The 2,297-nt window shown below is 67.7% G+C and carries 3 protein-coding genes; all 3 read right to left on the bottom strand.

Annotation, left to right across the window (positions count from 1 at the left end; translation table 11 throughout):
- Positions 1–44: 44 nt before the first annotated feature.
- A complete protein-coding gene (locus tag ACZ5CR_RS43770) occupies positions 45–698 on the bottom strand; it encodes a hypothetical protein (protein WP_468868849.1) in 654 nt (217 codons plus the stop codon).
- Positions 699–947: 249 nt separating this feature from the next.
- On the bottom strand, positions 948–1,523 hold the full coding sequence (locus ACZ5CR_RS43765) for a hypothetical protein (protein WP_468868846.1): 576 nt from the start codon (positions 1,521–1,523) through the stop codon (positions 948–950).
- Positions 1,524–1,808: 285 nt separating this feature from the next.
- Positions 1,809–2,297 (bottom strand): hypothetical protein (locus ACZ5CR_RS43760; RefSeq protein WP_468868844.1); only part of this gene is annotated, 489 nt, incomplete at its 5' end.

Below are 2,297 nucleotides of genomic sequence, written 5' to 3'. Positions count from 1 at the left end.
GAAACAACGCAACCACCTGCAACTCCCTCCCCGTGCTCCGCCAGCTACTCCATGTCGAGATCATCGCGCGGAACGAAGGGCTTGGGAGGCGGCATCGGCCAACTGCTGCGCTCCGGGTTCGACAAGGTCACCCGGTGGGGAACCCAGGCTTCGAAGAGCTCCAGTTCCAAAGGCGGCGGTGGAAGATCCTTCAGGAGCCGTTTACGGCCGGACAGTTCTCGAGCGTTGCTGACCCACCACAGGGCCCACCCGTACAGGGCGGAGGCGTACAGGGTCAGCGGGCCGGACTCTTCGCCGGCGGCGGTCATGGTGACCGTGTAGCCGACATCGCGGTCGCTCTCCGGGGTGCCGGGCGGGGCCCAGAAACGCGTACGCAGCCCTACCAGACAGGTGTCATGGTCGACGATGACACCGACCGCAGCCGCGCCGGGATAGCGGCGGATCGTACTGTCCAGGACCAGCATCGGCGGCTCGTCCTGGTCCACAGCATGCGTGACCAGCACACTGGCGCTCTGCGCGAGATTCTCCAGCTCGGACGACGTCTTCATCCGCAGGTACGGCTCCTCCACGCTGTACTGCGGGATGCTCGGCGCGAAGTCCTTCCACACCCGCGGGTCCACCGACATGAGGGGGACGCAATCGAGCGTGTCCGGTTCGCTGCTGCGCGGGCCCTCGACCATGTAACGCGTGAGATGCACCTGGAGGGTCCCGTCTGGCCCCACCACGCAGTGCGGATCCACATGAGCCGCCGGTACCCGAACTCCCGGATAGAGCGCCCTCATCCACGGCTGCACTCGCATCTCCCCTCCCCGATCATTCACTGAATCCGCTGGCAGTCATGCGGACGTCTCCGTCCACACCGAACACCATGCCCATCCACAGGCGATCAACCCGGCTGAGGGTCGCAGGGCTGGATCACACAGATTCCGTGCGCTGGGCGACAAGAGTCAGTAGTCCGTGTCTCCGGTGACCGCGGCCATCATGGTGGACCGCACTGCTCCGAGGTGGGCCCAGGCCGGGCGCAGGTCGTCCCACAGGCCGCGGGCGTTGGTCTCCTCCTCCCAGTGGGAGGCGTTCTCGAACCGGAGGCGGCTCCCGGCCTGCTCGGCAGAGACGTTTAGCCGCCCCGCCTCGCGGGTGATCTCTTCGGCAGTGGGTGCGGGCGGAACGGCATCGTGCCAGGCCGCGAGCAGCCGCTCCGCGTGCGGAAGCAGCGGATCAGCGGCGCTGACGTAGATCTCGGCCAACTCCACCATCGGCGAGTCAGCAAGCCGCTCCCTCCAGGCGGGCAGCAGCTCATCCCGCACGATCGCGACCCCCCGGGCCATGGCCGTGAAGCTCTCGGTGTGCAGGCGGTCCCACCAGTTCGTCCCCCGAGGGAAGGCGGACTGCGGCTCCTCCTCCAGCTCCTTCATTCGCTGGAAGATGGTGCTTCCGAAGGCGACTTCGTCGGCTGTCGGCTGCCACTCCAGGCGGTTCAGTGATCGCGCGATCTCGCTCAGCCGATCTGAGGTGACGGTCATGACCGACACCGTACGGAAGAAGAGCGCCGCCGGGGTGGAGAACTTGCCATCCTGCCCAGGCGGACAGGCGCGGGACGCAACTCGATCCCGCGCTCGCCGTGCGGCCCTGGGGCCTCCATCCTGATCTCGCCGTCGAGCCGACGACGCGATGACCCTGTACCGCCGCCGACGACCAGGCGGATAGGCATGGGGAGGACGGGGACAGTAGTGGGGACGGACTGCGCGTGGCCGCGTGGTCGGCGGACTGTGGGCGGCAGGAAGGATCACAGGAGTCCGCCCGGTGGGCTACTTCTTGCGCCGCTGCGGCTTGTGCCGCTTGGGACGCTTCGGCTTGTCCTTCTTCTTCTGGACACTGCTGCGCGCAGGCGGCACCGTGGGGCCCGAGCGGCCTGCTTCCATCCGAGCGAGGGCGCTTTCGAGCGTCTTGATGAGCTGGTTCTTGAGTGCGCGGATCTGCGCGGGCGTGGTGGCCGAGGCCGGGGTGGTCAGCAGGTGACTCTTCATGAGCCCGATCACCTCCCGCTCGCCGACCGTCCATTCGCGCGGGTCGGTGGGGAAGGGATAGGAGCCCGCTGGTGGGAACAGAACGTCCAGGAAGGCGCGGGCCTCCGCGTCGGAGATCGAGGTGACCTTCTCGCGGTCGGGGATGCCGTACGCGTCTGCGGCACCTTCGAGGATCCTCTTCAAGAGGAGTTGGCGGCTGTCCTGACGGACGGGGAACGCCTTGGGCTGGGTGGCGAGCCATGCCGCTGCTGCGGAGACCGCCAGCAGGGT

The sequence above is a fragment of the Streptomyces sp. NPDC031274 genome (assembly GCF_055570235.1).
This window is presented reverse-complemented; position numbering and strand designations above follow the sequence as displayed.